This is a genomic window from Bacillus cereus group sp. BfR-BA-01381 (genome assembly GCF_022663555.1).
Lineage (GTDB): Bacteria > Bacillota > Bacilli > Bacillales > Bacillaceae_G > Bacillus_A > Bacillus_A pacificus.
This window is the reverse complement of sequence record NZ_JAKUFR010000048.1, coordinates 1-19,430: the sequence shown is the minus strand read 5'-3', so window position 1 is coordinate 19,430 and position 19,430 is coordinate 1. Positions and strand designations below refer to the sequence as shown.

The following is a 19,430-nucleotide window of genomic DNA, read 5'->3' as shown; positions in this document are numbered from 1 at the left end:
ATGTTGTTATAAATAAAGGGGAGGAAGAACAGATGAAAATTACGTCTTTTGATTTTTGGCAAAAGTTCGGGAAAGCGTTATTAGTTGTTGTAGCTGTAATGCCAGCAGCTGGTTTAATGATTTCTATCGGTAAGTTAATTGGGATGTCTGCTGGGGATATTAACGCAGTTCATACGATCGCTCGCGTAATGGAAGACATCGGTTGGGCAATTATTACAAATCTGCACATTTTATTCGCGGTAGCAATTGGGGGATCTTGGGCAAAGGATCGCGCAGGTGGTGCATTTGCAGCGCTATTAGCATTTGTCTTAACGAATAGAATTACAGGAGCTATATTTGGCGTAAACGCTGAAATGTTAGCGGATTCAAAAGCGAAAGTTTCTTCAGTATTAGCAGGAGATTTAATTGTAAAAGATTACTTTACTTCTGTACTTGGTGCACCAGCATTAAACATGGGAGTTTTCGTAGGGATTATCACAGGTTTCTTAGGAGCTACTTTATATAACAAATATTATAACTATAACAAATTGCCACAGGCATTAGCATTCTTTAACGGAAAACGATTCGTACCATTCGTTGTAATTGTTTGGTCTACAGTAACTGCAATTGTATTATCACTTTTATGGCCATTCATTCAAAGTGGATTAAATGAATTTGGTCGCTGGATTGCAGCTTCAAAAGATAGTGCACCAGTTGTTGCACCATTTGTATATGGAACGTTAGAGCGTTTACTATTACCATTCGGTTTACACCATATGTTAACGATTCCGATGAACTACACAGAGCTGGGCGGAACATATACGATGTTAACTGGCTCAAAAATTGGACAAGTTGTAGCAGGACAAGATCCTTTATGGCTTGCATGGATTACAGATTTAAATAACTTATTAGCAAATGGAGATACAAAAGCATATAACGATCTACTAAATAATGTTGTACCAGCTCGTTTCAAAGCTGGACAAGTTATCGGTTCATCAGCAGCGTTAATGGGTATTGCATTCGCAATGTTCCGTAATGTTGATAAAGAAAAACGCGCAAAATATAAACCAATGTTCTTATCAGCAGCGTTAGCAGTATTCTTAACAGGTGTAACAGAACCAATTGAATTCATGTTCATGTTTATTGCTCCAGTATTATATGTTGTATATGCAATTACAACAGGACTTGCATTCGCATTAGCAGACTTAATTAACTTACGTGTTCACGCATTCGGATTTATTGAGCTAATCACTCGTACACCGATGATGGTGAATGCAGGACTAACTAGAGATTTAATCAATTTCGTTATCGTTTCATTAGTATTCTTCGGTCTGAACTTTACACTATTCAATTTCTTAATTAAAAAGTTCAACTTACCAACACCAGGACGTGCAGGTAACTATATTGATAACGAAGATGAGTCATCAGAAGGAACAGGAAATGTACAAGATGGTTCATTAGCAACAAAGGTTATTGATTTATTAGGTGGAAAAGAAAATATTGCTGACGTAGACGCTTGTATGACACGTTTACGTGTAACAGTAAAAGATTTAGATATTGTTGCACCAGAAGCACAGTGGAAACAAAATGGTGCTTTAGGACTTATCGTAAAAGATAAAGGTGTACAAGCTGTATATGGTCCGAAAGCTGACGTATTAAAGTCAGACATTCAAGATATGTTAGGTGCGTAATAATATGAAATTGCTAACTTTAAACTGTCACTCTTGGCAAGAAGAAAATCAAATAGAAAAGATAAAATATCTTGCTAAAGTCATTCAAGAAGAAGAGTACGATGTCATCGCATTGCAAGAAGTAAGTCAGTCGATAGGGGCTAAAAATGTATGCGGTAACAAGAAAGAAGATAATTTTGGACTTTTACTATTAGAAGAGTTAAAAGCGTTACATGTAAAAGATTACAATATTACTTGGGATTTCTCTCATATTGGTTATGATGTGTATGAAGAAGGATTAGCGATTATAACGAAGCATAATGTTGTAAAAGAAGATACGTTCTTTATTTCAGAAAATAAGGATACAACGTATTGGAAAACACGCAAAATTGTAAGTGCAACAATTGTTTATAATGGTAAGAACATCACGTTTTACTCTTGCCACCTCGGTTGGTGGGATGATGAAGAAGAATCATTTAAAGATCAAGTGAATCGTTTGATGGAGCGTGTAGATAGCAATGAACTTTCCTTCTTAATGGGTGATTTTAATAATAACGCTCGTTTGCAAGGGGAGGGTTATGAATATATGATGCAAAAAGGTTTGCACGACACATATGAACTAGCGATAGAGAAGGATGAAGGAACAACTGTTCAAGGTGAGATTGCTGGTTGGGATGAAAATAAACATAATTTGCGAATCGATCTAATATTGTGTAACCGAAGTGAAAAAGTTCGTTCTTCAAAAGTTATTTTTAATGGTACAAACCGAAATGTAATTTCAGATCATTTCGGTGTAGAAGTACAAGTAGATATATAATAGAAGAAATCCTCACAGATGATAAAAAGCTGTGAGGTTTTTTTTAGGAATACAAGTATTTCCAAGAGAAAATACTTGTATTTTTTATGACATTTCCTATATATTTGTTATTATTGAATGTAAAACCGATTTGGTCATTTTGTATTCATACTTTGACTGACTTCGTTATATAATGTAGTAAGTCAAAGTTAATGGGAAAAAATAGTTCGTTTTTGGTTAATCCACGATGTAGAAAGTGATATAATTGCAAAATGTATGTATCATTTTCTAAAGAAGGAAAAATATATAATTAGGTGATAACTTCTATGAAACAAATTTGGCGTATTTATAAGACAGATTTACGGAATGTAGCGAAACATTGGGCTGCAATTGTTATTGTTGTAGGGTTAATGATTTTACCATCGTTATATGCATGGTTTAACATTAAAGCTTCCTGGGATCCATACGGAAATACAAAAGAAGTTCCCATTGCAGTTTCTAACCAAGATGCAGGCTCTAATTTAAGAGGAAAAGATATCAATATCGGGAACGAGATTGTAGATTCTCTGAAGAAAAATAAAAATCTTGGCTGGAAATTTGTAGATGAAAAACAAGCAATTTACGGAGTTGAACGCGGGGATTACTATGCAAGCATTACAATCCCAAAAGATTTCTCTGAAAAGATTGCAACTGTTCTGGATGAAAATCCACAGAAACCAGAACTTGATTACTATGTAAATGAAAAGGTAAATGCGATTGCACCGAAAATTACAGCAAAAGGTGCATCAGGTATTACAGAAGAAATTAGTAAAAACTTTGTTAAAACAGCGAACGGTGAGATTTTTAAAATCTTCAATGACCTTGGAATCGATTTAGAAACAAACTTACCAAGTATCGAGAAAGTAAAAGATCTTGTATTTAAACTAGAAGCGCAGTTCCCAGAAATGAATACACTTATGGATAAGGCGTTAGATGATGCGACTCGAGCAGAGGATGTTGTGAAAGTAGCGCAGAAAGAATTGCCGGTTGTAGAGAGTGTTATTAATGATGGGCAGGATACACTTAAGAGTTTAGATGCGTTCTTTGCGAGAAATGATGAAACATTGAATCGTGCTCCGGGAACTATTAAGAATAATCTAATTGCAATGCAAACAGGTTTGAATGGTGCGGCGGCGATTACGGATTTCTTAAAAAATCCATCTGTTGATTTCAATCTGGTGCTTCCAGATCCGGCTACATTCCCGGTGTTGCCTGATATAACTATTCCACAGATACCAGAACTACCGCAGGTGAATGGTCAATTGTATAAAGATATTGCTAAAAATATTGATCAAACTGTAAATAATGTATTCGGCTCAATACGTGTTGGAACAACTTATGCACAAGGAGTTATAAACGGGTTACAAAATGGTAATTTTGACCCGGAAAAAGCGAAACAAGATCTTAATAAGGTTTCTGAGAATCTTCAAGGTCGTGTGGATAGTGTTTCATATTTAATTGATGTCTTTACTAAATTTAAAGAATCTGCACCAACTGATTCTGGAAAAGACTTCTTCCAAAAACGAATAGATAAATTAACGAATCTTAAATCAGCTATAGAAAATGCAAATGGCGGCGTTAAAGATATCGCTAATATTATAGGTACAGGGCAAGAAGTGAAACAAGATGTAAGGGATGCTACTAATAAAAAGTTAGATGCAATAAATAATTTGGTAAACCAAGCGGAGGCAGATTATAATGCAACGTTCGTAGCAGATTTTGAAAAAGCGGTAAGTACGGCTGAACAATTAAAAGATAAGGTTGGAAATGCGCAACAGAATTTAAATCAAGAAATAAACAAAACTAATCAGATATTAGACAATGGTAGAGAAAAATATGATAAGGCTGTAAATGATTACAGCAGATTAAAAACGGAGCTTGGAAAAGCGAGAGAAGACTTAAATAATAAAGGTGTCAACGGACTAGATTCGACAAAAGTAGCTTTAAATGATTTAAATGGGCAGTTCAAAGCGGGGCGAAATTTAGTTAACGATATGATTCCCGTTATGGAAAATGCGAATAAAGTTTTAGCAGATGCAAATAGTGATAAGAACATGAACAACATGATTTCTAAATTGAATAAAGTAAAAGATGGTTTTCAAAAAGGAATCGATTTAACAGATAAAGGAATTGACGCTATTAATAAAGGTCAAAAACCAGCGGCAGATGTTATTGAGAGTATTAATGAAGTATCTAAGAGCGTTTCGGGTCAAATTGGTGACATTTTAGCTAAATATGATTCAGAAATCACTCCAAATTTCAATGCGGCTATTGCTCGTACGAAAGAGATGTCTAAAAACACATCTCAAATTTTAAAAGAAGTAGACAAAAAGCTTCCGGATGTTAAAAAAATACTAGAAGATTCATCAAAAGGCTTAGTAGATGGTAAAAAGAAATTAGCAGATATTAAAGCTGAAATGCCAGCTACTGAGAAAAAGATTAAAGAATTGGCAGATAAAATTCGTGATTTTGAATCTGAAGAGGATTTAAAAGATATCATACGCTTATTGAAAAACGATGTTGAGAAGCAAAGTGATTACTTCGCGAATCCAGTCAATTTAAAAGAGAATAAGTTATTTGCGATGCCAAACTACGGTTCAGCGATGTCACCATTCTATACAGTGCTTGCATTATGGGTAGGCGCATTATTAATGGTTTCATTATTAACAGTAGAAGTACACGAAGAAGGCGCGAATTATAAGAGCCATGAAATTTACTTCGGACGTTTATTAACATTCTTAACGATAGGTCTTTCACAAGCGTTTATCGTATCAATGGGAGATATATTCTTACTCGGTACGTACGTAGTCGATAAGTTCTGGTTTGTATTATTTAGTTTATTTATTGGTGGAGTCTTCGTTTGTATCGTATACTCACTCGTTTCTATTTTCGGAAACGTTGGGAAATCGATGGCGATTATTTTACTTGTACTGCAAGTAGCAGGATCGGGCGGAACATTCCCAATTCAAATGACACCAGCGTTCTTCCAAGCAATTTATCCGTTCTTACCGTTCACATACGCAATTAGTGCAATTCGTGAAACAGTAGGCGGAATGCTTTGGGATATCGTAACGCGAGATTTACTTGTGTTAAGTGCTTTCGTAGTAGTTATGATTGTTGCTGCGTTATTATTGAAAACACCAATTAACAAATCAAGTGAAAAATTTGTTGAGAATGCAAAAGGAAGTAAAATTATTCATTAATAATAAAAGGTTCCTACCGATAGAGGTAGGAACCTTTTTTATTTAATCAAATTTTAATTTTTTTAATGCTTCTGCGAATGGGTTATTTAATGGTTCTTCTTCTTTTTTCTGCTGTTTCATATATTTTTGAACGTCGCGCTTATCAGCTTTGTTTCCAGATTCCTTTTTACGTCTCTCTTGGAATGTCGATAATTTCTCGCGATAGCCACATTTACATGCGAAGATTTGTCCAGCACCTTCACCACGTAATTCTAATTTTTTCTTACATTGCGGACAACGAGCGTTTGTTGTACGAGATACATTTTTACGATGACCACATTCACGGTCTTGGCAAACGAGCATCTTTCCTTTTTTGCCGTTTACCTCTAGCATTGGTTTACCGCAATCTGGACAAGACTTTGTTGAAATATTGTCATGTTTATATTTTTTATCACTCGATTTAATTTCAGAAACAATTTCTTTCGTATAGTTTTTCATTTCGGAAATGAATACTTCTTTTTTCAGTTTACCCTTTGCAATTGCCTCTAGCTTTTGTTCCCACTCACCAGTTAATGTAGGTGATTTTAACTCTTCTGGTACTAAATCAAGTAACTGACGGCCTTTTGATGTAATGTGAATATCTTTACCGCGTTTTTCAATTAAGAACGAATTGAATAGCTTGTCAATAATATCAGCACGCGTTGCTACAGTACCTAATCCACCAGTCGATTTTAACGTATCAGCAAGTTGTTTATTTTGCGTATCCATATATTTTGTAGGATTCTCCATTGCTGAAAGTAAAGTTGCTTCATTAAAGCGTGCAGGTGCTTTCGTTTGGCCTGATGTTTGCATAAGTAACTTTACAGTTAATGTATCGCCCTTTTCAATGTGAGGTAGAATCTGCTCTTTTACGTCATCAGTTACATCATCATCTTCAAAGCGATTTTCATATACTTCCTTCCAACCGGCATGTAAAATTGTTTTACCGCGTGCAATGAACGTTTCATGGCCGACTTTTGTGCGTAATGTTAGTTGTTCGTATTCGAATGCCGGGAATAAAACAGCTAAGAAACGTTTTACAACTAAATCATAAATTTTACGTTCTTTATCTGTGAAGGCGGAGAAGTTAACGTATCCTTCTGTCGGAATAATTGCGTGATGATCACTTACTTTACTATCATCAACAAATGATTTATTAGCCTTGATAGGCTTTTGTAATACTTTATGTGCTAAGGAACGGTACTCTCCAACACCGCATGCTTTTAGACGTTCTGGAAGTGTTCCAACGATATCAGATGAAATATAGCGTGAATCTGTACGAGGGTATGTTAGCACTTTATGTTGTTCATACAATTTCTGCATAATGTTTAATGTTTCTTTCGCAGAGTAACCGAACTTTTTATTGGCATCACGTTGTAATTCAGTTAAATCGTAAAGACCAGGAGAGAATGATTTCTTCTGTTTTTTATCAATTTCCATAACAGTAGCATTATGTTTATCTAAACCTTTTACAATACCATCAATTTTTTCTTTATTAAAACTGCGGCTATTGCCATTTGCATCTTGCCACGTTAGTTTTAATTGATTTGTTGTTTGAGCTTCAATGCCGTAGTAAGTTTGAGCTTTGAAGTTCTTTATTTCATCTTCGCGATTAGCAATCATAGCGACAGTAGGTGTTTGCACACGGCCGCAATTCAGCTGGGCATTAAAGCGAGTTGTTAAAGCGCGAGTCGCGTTAAGACCGATATACCAGTCAGCTTCTGAACGTGCAACTGCTGAAGCGTATAAATTGTCATATGCTTTACCTGGTTTTAAATTTGCGAAACCATCTTTAATTGCTTTATCAGTAACAGATGAAATCCATAGACGTTTAATTGGTTTGTTAATTCGAACCTTATCAATAATCCAACGAGCGACTAATTCTCCTTCACGCCCAGCGTCTGTTGCTACAATAATTTCATTTACATCTTTTCTAAGTAGCTGACTTTTTACAGCATTAAATTGTTTCCCTGTTTGTTTAATAACAGTTAATTTCAAACGCTCAGGTAGCATAGGTAAATCTTCTAAATTCCACTTTTTATATTTCACATCATAGCTTTCTGGATCTGCTAATGTAACAAGATGACCTAAAGCCCAAGTTACAATATATTTACTACCTTCAAGGTAGCCATTTCCTTTTTTATCACACTTAAGTACACGTGCAATATCTCGTGCAACGGAAGGCTTTTCAGCGATTACAACGCTTTTTGACATATTTAAAACATCCTTTCAAATTTCCATACGTTAACTATAGCATACATCTTCTTGAGATTCAGTTTCGCTCCAGATTTGAACGTTTTTTAATGGGATAACATCTGTTTGAAAGTGAATGATCGTGACAGAACATAATATGCACCATGATGAGACTGTGAGAAATAGATAGTTATTATGCGTATTGTTTTATTAGTTGCTTCTATATTAAATAGAAAAGTAAAGAACTTGTTATTTTACTAGAATAAGAGTAGACTTTGAAGTAGAAGAATACTAAACACATGGGAGTTTGTGGATACAAACTGAGAGTATGACTAGTCCGTCATTGACCATTTGAACCTGTTGGATAATGCCAGCGTAGGGAGAGTGTAAAAGCACATGTTCAGGCACTTTGCGTACGCGCAAAGTGCCTTTTTGTGTATCTCCCATAACTATAGTTAGGAGATGAGAAGGATGAATATGAAAGAAATTAGTAAAGTAGTGGATTTGGTGAGAGAATCTAATCCGCTCGTTCATAATATTACAAATGTTGTTGTAACAAATTTTACAGCTAACGGTTTGTTAGCGTTAGGGGCATCGCCTGTAATGGCGTATGCAAAAGAAGAAGTGGCAGAAATGGCTAGCATTGCTGGAGCGTTAGTATTAAATATGGGGACGCTTCGTCCTGAAGAAGTAGAAGCGATGTTACTTGCTGGTAAATCAGCAAATGTGAACAATGTACCAGTACTGTTTGATCCAGTTGGCGCAGGAGCAACGTCGTATCGAACAGAAGTTGCGAGACATATTCCGGCTGAAATCGAATTAGCAATTATTCGCGGAAATGCAGCTGAAATAGCGAACGTTATTAATGAGAGATGGGAAATTAAAGGGGTAGACGCTGGTGCTGGAAATGGTAATGTCGTAAGTATTGCAAAGCAGGCAGCGGATGAATTGAATACAGTTGCAGTAATTACTGGAGAAGAAGATGTTGTTACAGATGGAGAGCGAACGATTGTTATTCAAAATGGTCACTCTATTTTAACGAAAGTTACGGGAACTGGTTGTTTGCTAACTTCTGTAATAGGAGCATTTGTAGCGGTAGAAAAGGATTATGTAAAGGCAGCGGTAGCGGCATTAACGTTTTATGGTGTAGCCGCGGAACTAGCAGCTGCTAAGACAGTAGAAAAAGGACCTGGTAGTTTCCAAATTGAATTTTTAAATCAGTTAGCGAATACCACTTCGGGTGATATAGAGAAGTATGGGAAGATTGAGGTTATATAGTAAGGAGGGAAAATAAATGTCGCGTATTTCAAAGGCAGAAATGTCTAGGTTGTTATCCGTATATTTTATTATGGGAAGTAACAATTGTACGAAGGATCCACTACAAATATTGAGAGATGCACTTGAAGGCGGTATAACAATTTTTCAATTTCGTGAAAAGGGGGAAGGCGCTTTAACGGGAGAGAAACGTATTTGTTTCGCAAAAGAACTACAAGTAATTTGTAAGGAGTATGGTGTACCATTCATCGTAAATGATGATGTGGAATTAGCTCTCGAGTTAGATGCAGATGGCGTGCATGTTGGACAAGATGATGAAGGAATTACTTCTGTTCGTGAAAAAATGGGGGATAAAATTGTTGGTGTATCTACACATACAATTGAAGAAGCACACTGGGCAATTGAAAATGGAGCGGATTATTTAGGTGTTGGCCCTATTTTCCCAACGAGTACGAAAAAAGATACGAAAGCGGTGCAAGGAACGAAAGGTTTAGCTCATTTTAGAGAACAAGGAATTACAATACCGATTGTCGGGATAGGTGGCATTTCAATTGAAAATACCGCTTCGGTTATAGAAGCAGGTGCGGACGGTATTTCTGTTATTTCTGCGATTAGTTTAGCGGAATCTGCGTATGAAAGTACGAAGAAGTTAGTTGAGGAAGTAAATAAGAGTTTGTAGGAAAAAGAAACTTCACAAAAATAGTAAAGAACATAATGGAAGAATGGACAGTTAAAAATATTTAAACAAACGTTTGATTAAAAAAGCACAAACCCTTTAAAACTTTGGGTTTGTGCTTTTTCTTTAAAACATAATTGATATTAAGAGCATTCCAATTCCGATAGAAGTGAATGTTGCGATTAGGCCTGGAATCATAAAGCTATGATTTAAAACATATTTACCAATGCCAGTTGTACCAGTACGATCAAAGTTAATGGCAGCAACGATTGTTCCGTAGTTTGGAATGAAGAAGTATCCATTTACTGCAGGGAACATCGCGATTAGTAGTGCTGGTGGAATACCGAGTGATAATCCAAGGGGCATTAAAGCGCGTACTGTTGCAGCTTGGCTATATAGTAAAATAGATAGAATGAATAATGCGATGGCAAATAGCCATGGTGCACTTGTTACTAGGTGCTGAATGGATCCTTGAATCATATTTAAGTTTCCGTTAAAGAAAGTATCTCCCATCCAAGCGATCCCGAAAATAGCAACAACTGCTGTTGCCCCTGCTTTAAAGACGTTACCAGACACGATGCTTTCTACATTTGGTTTACAGAAAATAATAATAAGAGCTGCAATCGTTAACATAACCATTTCAATTGTGTTTGGCATGGAAAGACGGGCTAACTTCCCATCAACTATCCATCCTGGACGAAGTGCTTCAAATGAACCGAGAAGTACGACAAGAAAAGTTCCTACTAGGAAAAGGATAACTGATAATTTAGCGCCTTTTACACCAACAAATTCTTTTTTCTCTTCAATCTTAGGGATCATTCCTTCTTTTAATCGTTTTAAGTACTCAGGGTCTTCATTTAATTCTTTCCCCATTTTGCTAGCAACAAATGCAGCTACCATACAAGCGATGAAAGTAGAAGGGATACTTACTTTTAAAATATCTAATAAGGTGATTTTATAGTCAGCTAACATTGCTAAAAGTGCAACTGTTGCAGCTGAGATAGGACTAGCTGTAATTGCTTGTTGGGAAGCAATTACGGCGATTGACATTGGTCGTTCTGGTCTAATCCCAGATTCGCGAGAGACTTCTGCGATAACAGGAAGTACAGAATAAGCAACGTGACCAGTTCCTGCACAAAGTGTAAATAAATAAGTAACAATTGGAGCAAAGAATGTAATGCGTTTTGGATTTTTTCGTAATGCTTTCTCAGCCAGATGAACAAGGTAGTCCATTCCTCCAGCGGCTTGGAGTGCACCAGCAGCTGTAATTACAGCTAAAATCATAAGCATTACATCAATAGGAGGAGCTGTAGGTTGTAAGTGGAAGACGAAAACAAGTATTGCCATACCAACGCCACCCATTACCCCTAGACCAACTCCGCCTAGGCGTGCGCCAATAAAAATGCAGAGTAGTAACGTAAGAAATTGTAGCCAAAACATGATAAACTACCTCCGAAATTCATTAGTTAAGATATATTTGAATAATTTAATTTAAATGAAAATTAAAATAAATACTCAAAACAATCCTTGTATTATATACATTTTTTATTATATAACACAAGAAATGTAACATTCACGTACTTTGTTAAATTATTTCGAAAAAATAATACATTAAAACTTTGCATTTGCATCTCTAAATAGGTGGACATTTTAATTTTTATGTTGTAATCTTTGATAGAGAATAATGTAATTCTCATAGAACTCCCATATCGTTCAACTCGTTCAGCGAGAAAGGCAAACTGGTGGAAACATTAGGACGCAAAACTACAGGAGCTAAGGCCGAAAGGCTACGCTAGCCAGTTACCGGACGGATAGGGTTGGTCTTGACCAATGCTTTTTCATTGGTCTTTTTTTTATTTGCGAATAAATGAGAAACCTTATCAGCTGTTGATAAGGTTTCTATTTTAATAGTTTTCCTTTATATTAAGTTAATTAAGAAAGGTGATGTTGATGAAAAAATATTGGCACAAGCTATCATTTCTTCAAAAGAATGTATTGTTAACTGTGCTAGTTATTTTGACGCTTGTTGGTACTATGGGAGCGTTAAGTTTTAACATGTTTCAAAATAGCATGATGTCTATATTTGAAAGGCATTCTTTTGAAACAGGAGATACGGTATTACATAAATTAGACGAAGAAATAGTGAGAGATGTTACAAAGGATCCAGTGGCACAAAGAGAAAAGAGAGAGAAGTTAACAGAGAAATTAGATGAAGCAACGGAAGAATTGAATAGCGTTGGACAAATCTATATTGTTGGAGCAAAAGAAAACGAAAAAGGTGAGTTACTAATCGTCGATTTGTCTACAGAGTTAGCAAATGTTGTTGAAGTAAGGCCGGGAGAATATTATAAACAACCAGATCTTTGGATGAAAGCATACGATAAGGTAATGAGCACGAAAAAGGCAAATATGACAGTAGTATATGAAGATCTATTAGGATCATGGGTAACGATATTAGAGCCAATTAAAGATGGAGACGGAAATATTGTGGCAATTGTTGCAGCCGATGTAGATGCTTCTATTGTTCCTATTACAAAGGAAAAGTTCATTATACAAGGTTTAATGTTTATTTGTATTTCTGTTTTAATTGCAACTGTTATTCAATTCTTAATCGTACGTAACGCACTTGCTCCATTGCGGGATTTACGTGAAGGATTGCGCAGAGTTGGTGAAGGTGATTTAAGTATTAAATTAGAGGAAAGACCAGATGATATTGGTATTATTAATGCGTATTTTAATAATACCATCGAGAAGTTTAAAGGAATTATAGATAAAGTGAAGCAGACGGCAGAACAGGTTTCCTCATCTTCACAAGAATTGTCAGTGAGTACGAAAGAAAATAGCATGGCAGTCCAAGGAATCGTAAGTTCTATAGTTGAGTTAAGGGCTGGCGTTCAATTGCAAGAAACGTCAGTACCAAAGTATTTAGATATTGTATATGAAATGGAAGATAGGATGGAAGAGATAAATAATATTGCAAAACAAATGACGAAAGAGTCTGAAGGTACAAAGCATCATTCAGAAAAAGGAAATGGTATTATTGACCAGACGATGAATCAAATGAACATAATACAAAATGCAGTACAAGATTTATCTTCTATCATTTATTCTTTGGAAGTAAGATCAAAAGAAATTAGTGATATTGTAACTGTAATTACAAGTATTTCAAATCAAGCGAATTCGCTAGCTTTACATGCTACTATTGAAGCTTCACGTGCTGAGGAAACTGGAGAGGGATTTGCTGTTGTTGCTGATGAAGTGCGTAAATTAGCAGAGCAGACGGAAGCATCAGCAAAAGATATAGCAAAATTAATAGGGGAAACACAAGCCGGAACGGAAGAAGCTGTTGTTTCAATGCAAAAAACCTCAAAAGAAGTAGAGTCTGGAATGAAACTTGTTGAAAGTAGTGGTGCTTTCTTTGAAAAAATTTCGAAATCAGCACAAACTGTTACCAATCAAGTTGGAGTTGTTTCTAGCAATTCAAATAATATATTGCAAAATAGCCAAAATATTGTTCGTGTTGTAAATGAACTATCAATTATTGCAAATAAGTATGCGAATAGTAGTAGTAATGTTGAAGAAAGTATGAAAGAACAGGAAATGTCTGTACAGGATATTGCTGAATTAGCCAGTTCTTTAAGCTGGCTCTCACAGGAGCTACAAGAGTTAATTGGGGAATTCAAAAGTTAAATGAAATGATTATACATGCTTTTGTTTGTTCAATAAAATAAATCATGCTACAATGAAAACGAATTAAGGACCGGGGAGCCAATTGGCTGAGAGGATGTGAGCAAACATCGACCCTCAACCTGATCTGGATAATGCCAGCGTAGGGAGTTACTTAAAGTGATGTAGCATATGTTATTCTATAATAACTTGCATACAAGGCTTTCCTACGTAGTAGGAAAGCCTTTTCTTGTTTTAAAATTTAATTTCATAAGGGGGATTTTACTATGTCACAACAAGTTACAATTTCGTTTTCAGTAGTACCACAGGCAAAGAACAAAGATGTGTATTCTGTTGTTGATAAAGCAATTGAGGTTGTACAACAATCGGGAGTTCGTTATGAAGTAGGGGCAATGGAAACAACGCTGGAAGGAGAATTAGATGTACTTCTTGATATCATTAAACGTGCACAACAAGCTTGTGTGGATGCTGGAGCAGAAGAAGTGATTACTTCTATTAAAATCCATTATCGTCCAAGCACTGGTGTAACGATAGATGAAAAAGTTTGGAAGTACCGTGATGAATATGCAAAACCAGAAGCAATCTAAAATAATTACAGCAATTTGGCTTATCCTTCTCATTGTGATATGGGAAGGATCTGTTTCATTATTTAAAATTGAACCGTGGATTTTACCGAAGCCTTCTGCCATTGTTCAAGAATTAATTGGAATGAAAGATTTACTATTACCGAATACGCTGCAGACGTTGCAGGAGGTTATAATTGGACTTTTCTTTGCGATTTTAATTGGAACAAGCATTGCAATTCTTATGGACGTTATCCCTTTATTTCGTATTTTAATAAATCCGTTGCTTGTTATTTCACAAACGATTCCAATCGTTGTACTTGCACCGTTATTTATTATTTGGTTTGGATATGGAATGCTACCGAAAGTAATGGTAGTCATACTCGTTTGTTTCTTCCCGATTGCGCTTAGCATTTTAGAAGGTTTTCAAACGGTAGATAAAAATATGTTGAAGTTGTTGCAAACGATGAAGGCAACGAAATGGCAAGTTTACCAGAAAGTAAAGTTTCCAGCAGTGCTTCCATACTTTTTCTCCGGTTTGAAAATTGCAGTTACATATAGCGTAATGGGAGCGATTATTGGAGAATGGCTCGGTGCCAGTGAAGGATTAGGAGTTATGCTTACAAGGGCTACGAAATCCTTTTTAACAGCCCGAGTATTTGGTGTTGCAGCAATTATTGTTATGGTGACATTATGTCTGTATTTTATCGTAGAGTTTATGGCAAGAATAACAGCACCATGGATATATAGAAAGGACGGCAGGAAATGAAAAAAGGTTTAAAAGTTATGTTGGCTGCCTTATTAGCGGTAAGTGTGGCTGGATGTAATCCGGCGAAGAAAGAAGAAAGTGTAAGTAAAGATCAAAAAGTAAAAGTCGTATTAGATTGGTTTCCGAATACGAATCATACTGGCTTATATGTAGCGCAAGCGAAAGATTATTATAAAAAGCAAGGCTTAGATGTAGAAATTATTCAGCCTGGTGATAATGTGACAGCGGAGCAAATGATAGCTTCAGGAAAAGCTGACTTCGCAATAAGTGCACAAGAAAATGTAACATTGGCTCGTGTGGAAGGTATTCCCGTTGTATCGGTAGGAGCGATTATTCAGCATAACACTTCAGCTTTTGCATCGCTTAAGAAAGATAACATGATTTCACCGAAAGATTTTGAAGGTAAACGTTATGGAGGCTGGGGAGGACCAGCAGAAGAAGCTACATTAAAGACAATTATGGAGAAACATCAAGCTGATTTTAATAAAGTTGAAAAAATTATCTTAGGACAAACAGATTTCTTTAAATCAATTGGTCGTGATGCAGACTTTGAATGGATTTATTACGGATGGGATGGAATTGAAGCGAAGCGCCAAGGAAAAGAGTTAAATACGATTATGGTGAAAGACTTAGACCCAGCGCTTGATTTCTATAGTCCTGTTATTATTACGAGTGAAAAACATACGAAGCAAGATAAAGACTTTGTGAAAAAGTTTATGAGTGCAACGACAGAGGGGTATAATTTTGCAATTAAAGAACCAAAAGAAGCTGCTGATATTTTAATTAAGGCTGTTCCAGATGTAAATAAAGAGTTAGTACAAGAAAGTCAAAAATGGTTAAGTACGAAGTATCAAGATGATGCAAAAGCGTGGGGAGTACAGAAGGAAGAAGTTTGGACGAATTACATGAATTTCTTATATGATAACAAAGTTATTAAGAAGAAAATTGATGTGAAAGATGCCTTTACAAATGAGTTCCTTCCAAGTGAAAAATGAGTGGATTACAAATAAAAGATATTGTGAAATCTTTCGATGGAAAGAATGTATTAGCAAATATTAGTGCTTCTATACGAGAGGGAGAGTTCGTTTCTTTTGTAGGACCGAGTGGTTGCGGGAAAAGTACACTATTAAATATGATTGCAAATGTTGAAAATCCAACAAGTGGAAATGTAACGTATAACGATAAGCAAATACAAGAGCAAGATGTTGTAAGTTATATGCCGCAGCAGGATTTATTACTACCGTGGCGATCAGCTTTGCAAAATATCGTTCTTCCGTTAGAAATTGAAGGAAAGCCAAAAAAACAAAGGCTGACAGAAGGAATGGAAGCATTAAAGCAGTTTGAACTAGATGAATATGCAGATCATTATCCAGATGAATTGTCTGGTGGTATGCGTCAAAGAATTAGTTTTCTGCGCACATATTTATGTGAAAAGCCAATTATGTTACTTGATGAGCCTTTTGGTAAATTAGATGCTTTTACAAAAATGGAAGTACATAGCTGGCTTTTAAACTCTTGGCACCAAGAGAAGCAAACAATCGTTATGGTTACACACGACTTAGATGAGGCAATCTTGCTTTCGGATCGCGTATTTATTTTATCTCAAAGACCAGCATCAATAGTTGGTGAGGTACAAGTGAAATTACCTAGGCCGAGAACGATGGATATGTTAACATCACTTGAGTTAAAGAAGGATAAGGAAGAAATTTTGAGAGTATTAGCACCTTATATGAAAAAATAGAAAAAGTCTTTTAACAGTTTTTAGTATAATTACTGTTAAGAGGCTTTTTTATATAGGGGGAGAAAGATGAAATCTATAGAGCAAATAGTGGATGAATTAACAGCAGATAATCTCGAAGAAGGAAAATCTTTATTAAAAAATCATATTTTATTAATGAAGTATGGTATGGAACATCATGAATTAAACGAAGAAGAAATGACAGAAATTTTAAAGTGGGTTCAAGGCCGGGATCAATTGAGAAAAGATGTTCCGGAATTACGTGATTTACATTTAATTAAAAAGTTTCAAGCGGTATTAGATGAATTTATTCATTCAATAATTTTAAATGGTTATGTAGAAGACGCGGTAGAAATTCTAGAGAGTGTATTAAAAGGTATGGGGGCAGTCGCTCATATTGTAAAAATTATGTTTGTTGGCAAAATGAAAGTTAATAGAAATTTTTTAGAAATGGTAGAAGAGTTAAAACGAGAGTGCTACAACTTAATGGAACAGCGTGCTGCTGTCGGGTTGCATGCTCAAATCTTTCACGTTTTAGGTTTCATTCATTCGATTCAGTTTGATTTAGAAGAAAGGTCACAGGAACATGGGCGAAGTGTAATAGGATTTTTAACAGATTTTAAAACGAATGAATTGAAGTCTGTGCAACAATTTCAAACTGAAGATCATATCCCAGAAGTGAAAAATATAGTGAGTAAAGAGTATGGGATAGAATTACAAAGAAGAATTTATATGTGGAAATCGTTAACAATTATCTTTACAAGTCCATATGCATTAGAAAAGATGTATAAAGAAATTTATGCAGAGAACGATAAAACGGAGAAGGAACAAAAAGAACAATAGAGAATAGAATATAAAAGAGTAGTTTATACTCTTAATATAACGAATGTTAAAGGAGTGAAAGGATAAAATGACTTTATCAACTGTTCTTCAAATGGTTTTAGCTTGATAAGGGAGAAGTCTGCCCATTTTTATCGATTAAGCTAAATTGAAGACAGCAGGTAAAGAACCTTAATCCTTTTTTACGATAATATGTAATGGGTAAGGTGTATTCACCTTACCCATTTTTTATATGTACAATTAAATAAGGCTTTATACTGTTGCTCTCTCTATTTAGCTTATGAACCATAAGTAAAGGAGAGAAAATAATGAGTATATTAACAGTAGAAAATGTAAGTCATTCGTACGGTGAGAAAACCATTTTATATAATGCATGTTTTCGATTATTGAAGGGCGAGCATGTTGGGTTAGTAGGGGAAAATGGAATCGGAAAATCAACATTGTTAAAGATTTTAACAGGAGAACTTATACATGATGAGGGGGATATTGAATGGTTTCCTCATATGAAGGTAGGTTTTTTACAGCAGCATATAGATTTACAAGAAGGGATGACAATTGAGGGATACTTGCAAAGTGCATTTGCTGATTTGTATGCGATTGAATGTGAGATGTTAAAAATTGCTGAAGAAATGAATGGAGCAGGAGAAGTAGAAAAACTGTTAGTAAAGTATGGAGAATTACAAACTATATTGGAAAGCTCTAATTTCTATCACATTCATACAGAAGTTGAAGAAGTAGCAATCGGTTTAGGTTTATTTGAAATAGGGTTAAAAAAGGATGTATCGAAGTTAAGTGGGGGACAGCGAACAAAGTTATTACTTGGGAAGCTTCTTTTAGAAAAAGCTGATGTTTTATTACTAGATGAACCAACAAATTATTTAGACACAGCCCATATAGAATGGTTGCAATCGTATTTGAGACTATATGAAAAAGCTTATGTAATCATTTCACATGACGAATTATTTTTGAACAGTATTACAAATGTTATTTTTCATCTAGAAGGAGGGAAAGTGAAGCGATACGTAGGAAACTATGAAAAGTTTGTACAAAGTTATCAAGTGCAAAAGAAACAATTACAATCGGCGTATGTGAAACAACAAAAGGAAATCTCTCAGTTAGAAACATTTATTCAAAAAAATAAAATTCGTAAAGCGAAACAGGCTAAAAGTCGAGAGAAAGTATTGGAGAAAATGCAAAGGATTGAAAAGATTCATCCTGTACCTCGATCCCGTTTTGATTTCAATGTTTATGAGGAGCCGGTGAGTCGTATATTGCAAGCTGAGAAACTAAGGATAGGTTATAGTAATCCGTTATGTCCAGAGTTGAATTTACAAGTGAAAAAAGGAGAAAAGATAGCGATTGTTGGTCATAATGGAATTGGAAAAACGACGATGTTAAAAACTTTATTAGGTCAAATAAAGCCGCTAAGTGGTTCCATTTCTGTTGGAGAACGAGTAAATCCTGCGTATTTTGCCCAGGAAGAGTTTGCTTCAGGAACAACACCGTTAGAGAAAGTTTGGGCAGAGCGACCAGATATGACAAAGAAAGAAGTGCGCCAAGCGTTAGCAAAGTGTGGATTAAAAGAAGAACACGTATTAAAACCTATTTGTTTATTAAGCGGCGGAGAACAAACGAAAGTACGTTTATGCGAACTTATCGTAACGAAAAGCAATGTTTTAATTTTAGATGAACCAACTAATCATTTGGATATAGAAACAAAGAAGGCGTTGCAGGAAGCGCTACAACGATATAAAGGAACCGTTTTACTTGTATCACATGAACCTTCTTTTTATGAAGCATGGATAACAAAAGTGTGGAATATAGAAGAATGGAACGCTGAACAATATGAATAAAGAAAAGGCATTAGCTTGTATAAGCTAATGCCTTTTCTTTGTGATTAACATGATTTTCGAGAACTTTTACATGAGAATTGTATGAAGAAGCACTCTTATGGTGCGCTTATAAGCGTGCTTTTTCTTTTGTT

14 protein-coding genes and 3 riboswitches are annotated in these 19,430 nt (G+C 35.5%); of the genes, 12 read left to right on the top strand and 2 right to left on the bottom strand.

Translation table 11 applies throughout. The features are described from left to right. Positions 1 to 32: 32 nt before the first annotated feature. The 3 genes from MR079_RS17000 (at position 33) to MR079_RS16990 (ending at position 5,687) form a co-directional block, all read left to right on the top strand. Positions 33 to 1,670 carry a PTS transporter subunit IIBC gene (locus MR079_RS17000; RefSeq protein ID WP_113760207.1) on the top strand — a complete coding sequence of 546 codons (1,638 nt, stop codon included), beginning with the start codon at positions 33 to 35 and terminating at the stop codon, positions 1,668 to 1,670. 4 nt (positions 1,671 to 1,674) lie between these two features. Beyond that, positions 1,675 to 2,466: an endonuclease/exonuclease/phosphatase family protein gene (locus tag MR079_RS16995; protein WP_139869474.1), complete on the top strand. Its 792-nt coding sequence runs from the start codon at positions 1,675 to 1,677 to the stop codon at positions 2,464 to 2,466. A 305-nt stretch (positions 2,467 to 2,771) separates the two neighbouring features. Continuing rightward, positions 2,772 to 5,687 (top strand): YhgE/Pip domain-containing protein, encoded by a 2,916-nt coding sequence (locus MR079_RS16990; RefSeq protein ID WP_242294342.1) that lies wholly within the window; start codon positions 2,772 to 2,774, stop codon positions 5,685 to 5,687. Positions 5,688 to 5,729: 42 nt separating this feature from the next. On the opposite strand, the gene topB is transcribed toward MR079_RS16990, so the two are convergent. Continuing rightward, the gene (gene topB / locus MR079_RS16985; RefSeq protein ID WP_139869476.1) at positions 5,730 to 7,919 is read right to left on the bottom strand and encodes a DNA topoisomerase III; all 2,190 of its coding nucleotides are present in this window, start codon (positions 7,917 to 7,919) and stop codon (positions 5,730 to 5,732) included. 268 nt (positions 7,920 to 8,187) lie between these two features. Beyond that, a riboswitch (TPP riboswitch) is annotated at positions 8,188 to 8,297 on the top strand. Positions 8,298 to 8,360: 63 nt separating this feature from the next. On the opposite strand from topB, the gene thiM reads away from it, so the two are divergent. Together thiM and thiE are read left to right on the top strand one after the other, a co-directional pair. Further along, complete coding sequence (thiM, locus tag MR079_RS16980) at positions 8,361 to 9,176, top strand: hydroxyethylthiazole kinase (protein ID WP_338134337.1); 816 nt, start codon at positions 8,361 to 8,363, stop codon at positions 9,174 to 9,176. Between the two features lie 16 nt (positions 9,177 to 9,192). Then, positions 9,193 to 9,852 carry a thiamine phosphate synthase gene (gene thiE / locus MR079_RS16975; RefSeq protein ID WP_139869478.1) on the top strand — a complete coding sequence of 220 codons (660 nt, stop codon included), beginning with the start codon at positions 9,193 to 9,195 and terminating at the stop codon, positions 9,850 to 9,852. A gap of 123 nt (positions 9,853 to 9,975) precedes the next feature. Here the strand turns inward: thiE and MR079_RS16970 are convergent, their stop codons facing one another. Next, the gene (locus MR079_RS16970) at positions 9,976 to 11,289 is read right to left on the bottom strand and encodes an anaerobic C4-dicarboxylate transporter family protein (RefSeq protein ID WP_000498715.1); all 1,314 of its coding nucleotides are present in this window, start codon (positions 11,287 to 11,289) and stop codon (positions 9,976 to 9,978) included. Positions 11,290 to 11,572: 283 nt separating this feature from the next. Further along, positions 11,573 to 11,657, top strand: a riboswitch (cyclic di-GMP riboswitch). Between the two features lie 142 nt (positions 11,658 to 11,799). Here MR079_RS16970 and MR079_RS16965 point away from each other — a divergent pair. The 7 genes from MR079_RS16965 to MR079_RS16935 all read left to right on the top strand — a co-directional run bounded on the left by MR079_RS16965 (position 11,800) and on the right by MR079_RS16935 (position 19,299). Continuing rightward, entirely contained in the window at positions 11,800 to 13,539 is a 1,740-nt protein-coding gene (locus MR079_RS16965; RefSeq protein WP_242294341.1) for a methyl-accepting chemotaxis protein, read from the top strand. Positions 13,540 to 13,600: 61 nt separating this feature from the next. Beyond that, positions 13,601 to 13,702, top strand: a riboswitch (TPP riboswitch). A gap of 100 nt (positions 13,703 to 13,802) precedes the next feature. After that, positions 13,803 to 14,123, top strand: a complete 321-nt coding sequence (locus MR079_RS16960; protein ID WP_000082897.1) for an MTH1187 family thiamine-binding protein — start codon at positions 13,803 to 13,805, stop codon at positions 14,121 to 14,123. Continuing rightward, on the top strand, positions 14,095 to 14,868 hold the full coding sequence (locus tag MR079_RS16955) for an ABC transporter permease (protein WP_139869480.1): 774 nt from the start codon (positions 14,095 to 14,097) through the stop codon (positions 14,866 to 14,868). Before MR079_RS16960 ends, MR079_RS16955 begins: the two co-directional genes overlap by 29 nt. Beyond that, complete coding sequence (locus MR079_RS16950) at positions 14,865 to 15,863, top strand: ABC transporter substrate-binding protein (protein ID WP_139869481.1); 999 nt, start codon at positions 14,865 to 14,867, stop codon at positions 15,861 to 15,863. Before MR079_RS16955 ends, MR079_RS16950 begins: the two co-directional genes overlap by 4 nt. Continuing rightward, a complete protein-coding gene (locus MR079_RS16945; RefSeq protein ID WP_139869482.1) occupies positions 15,860 to 16,609 on the top strand; it encodes an ABC transporter ATP-binding protein in 750 nt (249 codons plus the stop codon). Before MR079_RS16950 ends, MR079_RS16945 begins: the two co-directional genes overlap by 4 nt. Before the next feature lie 66 nt (positions 16,610 to 16,675). Continuing rightward, positions 16,676 to 17,449, top strand: a complete 774-nt coding sequence (locus MR079_RS16940; RefSeq protein ID WP_242294340.1) for a hypothetical protein — start codon at positions 16,676 to 16,678, stop codon at positions 17,447 to 17,449. A gap of 305 nt (positions 17,450 to 17,754) precedes the next feature. Then, positions 17,755 to 19,299 carry an ABC-F family ATP-binding cassette domain-containing protein gene (locus MR079_RS16935; protein WP_242294339.1) on the top strand — a complete coding sequence of 515 codons (1,545 nt, stop codon included), beginning with the start codon at positions 17,755 to 17,757 and terminating at the stop codon, positions 19,297 to 19,299. Positions 19,300 to 19,430 lie beyond the last annotated feature (131 nt).